The 6676-nt window shown below is 51.8% G+C and carries 6 protein-coding genes, 1 tRNA gene and 1 rRNA gene; 2 read left to right on the forward strand and 6 right to left on the reverse strand.

Annotated features, from left to right (window positions below; translation table 11 throughout):
* Positions 1 to 61: 61 nt before the first annotated feature.
* The gene (gene mltD, locus LZP96_RS05800; RefSeq protein WP_064324936.1) at positions 62 to 1429 is read left to right on the forward strand and encodes a murein transglycosylase D; all 1368 of its coding nucleotides are present in this window, start codon (positions 62 to 64) and stop codon (positions 1427 to 1429) included.
* A 47-nt stretch (positions 1430 to 1476) separates the two neighbouring features.
* Here the strand turns inward: mltD and LZP96_RS05805 are convergent, their stop codons facing one another.
* The 3 genes from LZP96_RS05805 to LZP96_RS05815 all read right to left on the reverse strand — a co-directional run bounded on the left by LZP96_RS05805 (position 1477) and on the right by LZP96_RS05815 (position 4444).
* Positions 1477 to 2253, reverse strand: a complete 777-nt coding sequence (locus tag LZP96_RS05805) for a class I SAM-dependent methyltransferase (RefSeq protein ID WP_064324935.1) — start codon at positions 2251 to 2253, stop codon at positions 1477 to 1479.
* Between the two features lie 84 nt (positions 2254 to 2337).
* On the reverse strand, positions 2338 to 3135 hold the full coding sequence (locus LZP96_RS05810; protein ID WP_064324934.1) for an endonuclease/exonuclease/phosphatase family protein: 798 nt from the start codon (positions 3133 to 3135) through the stop codon (positions 2338 to 2340).
* 133 nt (positions 3136 to 3268) lie between these two features.
* The gene (locus tag LZP96_RS05815) at positions 3269 to 4444 is read right to left on the reverse strand and encodes an MFS transporter (protein WP_064324933.1); all 1176 of its coding nucleotides are present in this window, start codon (positions 4442 to 4444) and stop codon (positions 3269 to 3271) included.
* A 104-nt stretch (positions 4445 to 4548) separates the two neighbouring features.
* On the opposite strand from LZP96_RS05815, the gene yafC reads away from it, so the two are divergent.
* Positions 4549 to 5454, forward strand: coding sequence for a DNA-binding transcriptional regulator YafC (yafC, locus tag LZP96_RS05820; protein WP_064324932.1), 906 nt, complete (start codon positions 4549 to 4551; stop codon positions 5452 to 5454).
* 31 nt (positions 5455 to 5485) lie between these two features.
* Here the strand turns inward: yafC and dkgB are convergent, their stop codons facing one another.
* The 3 genes from dkgB to rrf form a co-directional block, all read right to left on the reverse strand.
* Positions 5486 to 6289 carry a 2,5-didehydrogluconate reductase DkgB gene (gene dkgB, locus LZP96_RS05825; protein WP_064324931.1) on the reverse strand — a complete coding sequence of 268 codons (804 nt, stop codon included), beginning with the start codon at positions 6287 to 6289 and terminating at the stop codon, positions 5486 to 5488.
* Positions 6290 to 6451: 162 nt separating this feature from the next.
* Positions 6452 to 6528, reverse strand: a tRNA-Asp gene (locus LZP96_RS05830).
* Positions 6529 to 6583: 55 nt separating this feature from the next.
* A 5S ribosomal RNA gene (gene rrf, locus LZP96_RS05835) occupies positions 6584 to 6676 on the reverse strand; the annotation flags it as partial.

Consider the following 6676-nt stretch of genomic DNA (forward strand, 5'->3'; position numbering starts at 1 on the left):
TTGCCTTTTTAAAATTTCACCGTTATCATCGCTCGTCTTTTAAGCAACTATTGACACACACATGAAGGCAAAAGCGATATTACTCGCCTCGGTCCTGCTTGTTGGGTGCCAGTCGTCTCAGAACGCTGGTAATGTCCAACAGCACGCACAGAGCCTTTCTGCAGCTGGTCAAGGGGAAGCAGGGAAGTTTATAAGTCATGCGCGATGGATGGACGATGGGACATCGTTCGCGCAGGATCAAGACTTGTGGGCCTCTATTAGCGACGAGCTGAAGATGGGGATTCCGGAGAACAACCGGATTCGCGATCAGAAACAAAAGTATTTGAGAAATAAGAGCTATCTCCACGATGTAACGTTACGGGCAGAGCCGTATATGTACTGGATAGCCGGGCAAGTTAAGAAACGTAACATGCCGATGGAGCTGGTACTCCTACCCATAGTGGAGAGCGCTTTTGACCCACACGCAACGTCTGGCGCCAATGCAGCAGGCATTTGGCAGATCATACCGAGCACAGGGCGCAATTATGGATTGAAACAGACCCGCAGCTACGATGCGCGTCGAGATGTTGTCGCCTCTACAACGGCAGCCCTCGACATGATGCAACGTCTGAATAAGATGTTTGACGGCGACTGGTTGTTAACTGTCGCAGCGTATAACAGCGGTGAAGGTCGTGTACTGAAGGCAATGAAAGCGAATAAAGCACGGGGTAAACCCACCGATTTTTGGTCGCTCTCACTGCCACAGGAAACAAAGATTTACGTCCCTAAAATGCTGGCTTTGAGTGACATTCTCAAAAATAGCAAACGCTACGGGGTACAGCTGCCATCGACCGACGAAAGTCGTGCCCTGGCAAGAGTCAGCCTCAGCAGCCCGGTTGATATGAAACAGGTTGCCGATATGACGGGTATGTCGGTTAAGAAACTGAAAACCTTTAATGCAGGCGTTAAAGGCTCAACGCTGGGCGCAAGCGGACCACAGTATGTCCTGGTACCGCAGAAACATGCAGACCAGCTGCGTGAGTCTTTAGCATCAGGTGAGATTGCTGCCGTTCAGTCTACGCTGATTGCAGATGCATCGCCGATGACCAGCCGTGGCTATAAGGTGCGTTCAGGCGATACGCTTTCAGGGATTGCCTCACGTCTTGGCGTGACGACAAAAGATCTGCAGCAGTGGAATAATCTGCGCGGCTCGAACTTGAAAGTGGGACAGAATCTGACAGTAGGTGCAGGCAGCAGTGCACAACGTCTCGCACGTAATAGCGATAGCATTACTTATCGTGTACGTAAGGGCGATTCGCTGTCCAGCATCGCGAAAACGCACGGCGTGAACATCAAGGATGTGATGCGCTGGAATGACGATACCGGCAATCTGCAACCGGGCGATCAGCTGACATTGTTTGTGAAGAACAACGCAACGCCAGATTCCTGATAGTACAGTCCATATCAAAAAAGCACCGGGTCCCGGTGCTTTTTTATTTATCCTGCTTTTTGTGCCTCTGCCAGGATCGTATCACTGGTAAAAGAGCCCTCCTCCTGCAGTTCAAAATAGGCCTTCACTTCCGCAGAGGCGCTTTCCTGATACAGGCGGATCGCATGGCTTAATACCTCAGGCGTACGCATACGCGCTATCCAGGTGCTGAATTCGAGCGGCAGGCGGTCTGTAACCAGTGAGCGGGAAATTAACCCTGACGCCGTTATCATCGAGAACCACTGCCCGCTGGAGTAGTTACAAACATGGGAAGTATCCCGCAGCGCCTCTATCGTTTGTAACCAGATATCCCGTACCGGATGACCGGGCGCCATGATATCCATCATAATGAAAATCCCGCCCGGCTTAAGCACGCGTTTCACTTCACGCAATGCCTGACCGACATCATGCCAGTGATGCGCAGAGTAGCGACTTATCACCACATCAAAAGATTCATCCGCAAAGGGTAAAGATTCTGCATAGCCCTGCCGGGTGGTGATGTTATGCAGGCCTTTCTCGGTGGCAGCCGCATTCACCACGTCCAGCATCTGGCTCGATAAATCATAAGCAGTCACCTGAGCCACCTGACCTGCAGCGACAAAACTGGCATGTCCTGCTCCACAGCCTAAGTCGAGCAGATGTGCATCGGGATATTCGGCCAGACGCGCGCTCAGGCGTTCCAGATCGCGGCCAGTCGCGTGCACTGCACTGGTCAGGTACGCCTTTGCCTGAGAGCCAAACTGTTTTTCTACGTTGTCATGGTGCGTGGATTGTTGTGTTGTCATCGTACTGTCCTTTTTGTGTTGGAAAAATTAAAGGGCAGCACCTCACCGACTCAGGCCTGCCCCACGGCAGGCCTGACTTACCTATTAGCCAGGTTTGCCGGGACTGAATTCAACGAGTAGCGGGTTATGATCGGAAGCACGGGTCACCAGTACTGAGGCTTCATGTACGTTCAGACCACGATAAAAGACAAAATCGAGAGGACGTCCAAAGGCTTTGCGTCGCTGATCGTCGGTAAAACGGACCTCACGTAAGGTCATCTCACGCGCAAAACGATACAGCGCGTTCATGCGTGGACGGCTCCAGGCGTTAAAATCCCCGGCCATGATGACAGGACCACTGTGGTGAGCAATTTGATCCCCGATGGGAAGCAGTTGCTTGCTGTAGACGTCAACACCCAGGCTGAAATTGACGGCGTGTATATTCACAACCATCAGTAACCTGCTGTCGGGCAGTGGGTAGACGGTGACTAAAGCTGATTTCGCCAGGCGCAGGATAGGTTCTCTCTCACGCAACGGGCAGCAGTAGACGGGATGCGCGGCTGACAATGTCATGACGCCTGAAGGATGCTGAGGCAAAACAAAAGCGGGTACCTGGTCTGCCGCCAGATAGTTAGTTGTCGCAAATTGAACCAGCTCGGGGGTGGTTTGCGCTTCCTGCAGCAGAACTAAGTGTGCATCTTTACCGAAGTTCTTCAGTACGGATAACCATTCAGCGCGCTGCTGCTTGAAGATGTTCCACACCAGCACGCGGATTTTTTCATCGCTGCTTAACGGAGCACCGGCGGGCAATGCCTGGCCAATGCTCGCAAACGACCCCGGAGGCAATATTCGCTCCGCAGGTTGTCCGGCAATGTAACGCATGGCATAGGTATTCTTTCGCACTTTTAGCAACGGCCTCTATACATGAACCCGTCCGGAAAACGAACGGGTTCTACTGTTATAGGGTTTTCAGGTCACACTTTCAACGCAATTACTCAGAAACCTCATCTCATTTGTAAGCGGACATTGAGGTTTTTCAGTTAGCGGCCACCCGAACGGACTTGTCGAGACGACCGCTGAGACCAATAAGCAGCAACGCCACCAGAACGATAATCGCCCCAATCCATGGTGTTTGTGTTAACCCCATGTGCTCGACGGTCTGCCCACCAATGATAGAGCCCAGGGCAATGCCGATATTGAACGCGGCAATATTAAGACCCGAAGCGACATCCACCGCATTTGGCGTGTACAGCTCTGCTTTCTGCACAACGTAAACCTGCAGGCCAGGCACATTGCCGAACGCGAAGATCCCCATCACCAGAACCGTTACCAGCGCCGCATACTGAATTGAGGCGGTGAACTGGAAGATGATTAACAGAACGACCAAAGCCGCAAAGATGAGCTTCAAAGCAGGCACGGCACCATGCTTATCAGCGAGTTTACCGCCCCAGATGTTGCCTATCGCCACCGAAACACCGTACCCCAGTAAAATCCAGCTTACTGCCGTCGGTGAGAAACCAGCAAGATCCTGCATCATGGGAGCCAGGAAGGTGAAGGCCGTAAAGACGCCACCGTAGCCCAGCGCTGTGATAGCGTAAATCAGCAGCAGGCGAGGATGTGTCAGCACCTTCAGCTGATCGCGCAAACTGGCACTTGCCCGACCGGGAATGCTCGACGGTACAAGTATCAGCGTCGCCACCAGAGCTATCACGCCCAGCATGGATACAGCCAGGAATGTCTCGCGCCAGCCGAAGTGTTGACCGATAAATGTGCCTAATGGAACGCCGGTGACCAGCGCGACGGTTAAACCACCAAACATAATGGCAATGGCAGACGCGGCTTTCTCTTTGGGTACCAGGCTTGTCGCGATGGTTGAGCCAATGGAGAAAAAGACACCATGTGCCAGTCCGGTGAGCAGACGTGCCAGGACCAGGGTTGAATAGTCAGGCGCCTGCCATGCCAGAATATTTCCGGCAGTGAACAGGAACATCAGCGCCATTAAAAGCTGTTTACGCGGAAACCGTCCGGTCAGCGCCGTCAACACAGGGGCGCCGATAGCGACTCCCAGGGCATAAATCGAGACCAGCAGGCCAGCGGAAGGCAGAGTGATACTCAGCTGATTAGCGATAACAGGAACCAGGCCTACGATAACAAATTCGGTCGTGCCAATTGCATAAGCACTGATCGTCAGGGCAAGAAGCGCCAGTGGCATAAAATACTCCGTTTCATCAGGATTAAGATGACAGGCAGTATGCGCCGATGTTTAAATAACAAAAATGGTCAAAGTATCAATAGAATTTTGCAGGTGGTGCAATAATGAAAGCAACTTCTGAAGAGCTGGCAATTTTCGTCGCCGTGGTCGAAAGTGGCAGTTTTAGCCGTGCAGCGGAGCGATTAGCGCAGGCAAACTCAGCGGTAAGCCGTTCGGTTAAAAAGCTGGAGATGAAGCTTGGGGTCAGTTTGCTTAATCGAACCACGCGGCAACTGAGTCTGACAGAAGAAGGCGAGCGCTACTTTCGCCGCGTGCAGTCTATATTGCAGGAAATGGCCGCAGCAGAAACAGAAATTATGGAAACGCGCAGTACGCCGCGAGGATTATTGCGAATTGATGCCGCCACGCCCGTTGTTCTGCATTTTCTGATGCCCTTGATTAAGCCTTTTCGCGAACGCTATCCGGAGATGACTTTATCGCTGGTCTCATCGGAAACCTTCATCAACCTGATAGAGCGTAAGGTCGATGTGGCCATTCGTGCAGGTACGTTAACGGACTCGAGCTTGCGTGCCCGCCCCTTATTTACCAGCTATCGCAAAATCGTTGCTTCGCCACAGTATATTGCCGAATTTGGCAAACCCGAGACGGTTGAAGCACTGAAACAACATCTCTGTCTGGGCTTCACTGAACCGGTATCACTGAATACCTGGCCGGTGGCGTGTCATGATGGGCAGCTTCATGAAATCAGCTGTGGATTATCCTCTAACAGTGGAGAGACCCTGAAGCAGCTTTGTCTTGAAGGAAATGGGATCGCCTGTTTATCCGATTATATGATTGATAAAGAAATTGCGCGCGGTGAGCTGGTTGAATTGATGGCCGATAAACGTCTGCCGGTAGAGATGCCTTTTAGCGCCGTCTACTACAGCGACAGAGCGGTGAGTACGCGTATACGCGCTTTTATCGACTTTCTCAGTGAGCATGTAAAAACAGCTCCCAAAGGAGCTGTGTGAGGGTTTCAGGCGGCAGAGGGCCAGAACAGTATTAATCCCAGTCCGGAGCCAGACCTTCCGGACTGACCAGACGATCGTTGCACTCAAGGGCAGCGATCGCTTTTTTGTCCTCGTCGTCCAGTTGAAGATCCAGGGCTAGCAGGTTGCTGGCCAGGTTTTCACGCCTTGTAGAGGACGGAATTACAGCGTAACCCTCCCCCATCGCCCAGGCCAGAATCACCTGTGCGGCTGTCGCACTATGTTTCTTAGCAATACGATTAATCACTTCATCTTTCAACGCCTTACCGTATGCCAGCGTCATATAAGAGGTAATATGAATACCGTGCTGTTTTGCCCAGTCCACGACTTTTCGGTTTTGCAGGTAGGGCGAAAGCTCAATTTGGTTGGTGGCAATATTCTCTGCACCAACCGCTGCGATCGCTTTCTCCATCAGCGGGATGGTGAAGTTAGAGATACCAATTTCACGTGTTAACCCCTGCTCTTTTGCTTCGAGCAATGCCTGCATGAACGCCTCAACTGACACGGCATCGTTCGGCGATGGCCAGTGGATCAACGTGAGATCGACATAGTCGGTGCGCAGTTTTTTCAGACTCTCTTTCAGGCTCGGGATCAATTTATCTTTGCTGAGGTTTTCGATCCAGATTTTGGTGGTGATGAAAAGCTCGCCGCGCGGTACACCGCTCTCTTCGAGAGCCTGACCAACAGCCGCTTCGTTGTCATAGATCTGCGCGGTATCAATTGCGCGGTAACCAAGCTCAAGTGCGGTATTTACAGATGCGATAACAACGTCGTCTTTCAGGCGGAAAGTGCCCAGACCCAGTGCAGGGATAGTCATGTAATCCTCGTTATTCATAATGATTGTTAACTAAGGAGAATTATCGCTGCTGCTGTTATGCAGAAAAAGAGCGTTAAATGCAGAGGATTTTTGCCGATTTAGCAATAATGATACGACAGATATGAAAAAAGCCCTGAGCGTTAACTCAGGGCTTTTAATAAGTGGCGGAACGGACGGGACTCGAACCCGCGACCCCCTGCGTGACAGGCAGGTATTCTAACCGACTGAACTACCGCTCCACCGAAGACTGCTGTAACCACCGGATTTATGCACCGGCTTACTACTTAATTTGATGCCTGGCAGTTCCCTACTCTCGCATGGGGAGACCCCACACTACCATCGGCGCTACGGCGTTTCACTTCTGAGTTCGGCATGGGGTCAGGTGGG

The sequence above is a fragment of the Huaxiibacter chinensis genome, assembly GCF_022171985.1.
GTDB lineage: Bacteria > Pseudomonadota > Gammaproteobacteria > Enterobacterales > Enterobacteriaceae > Enterobacter > Enterobacter chinensis_A.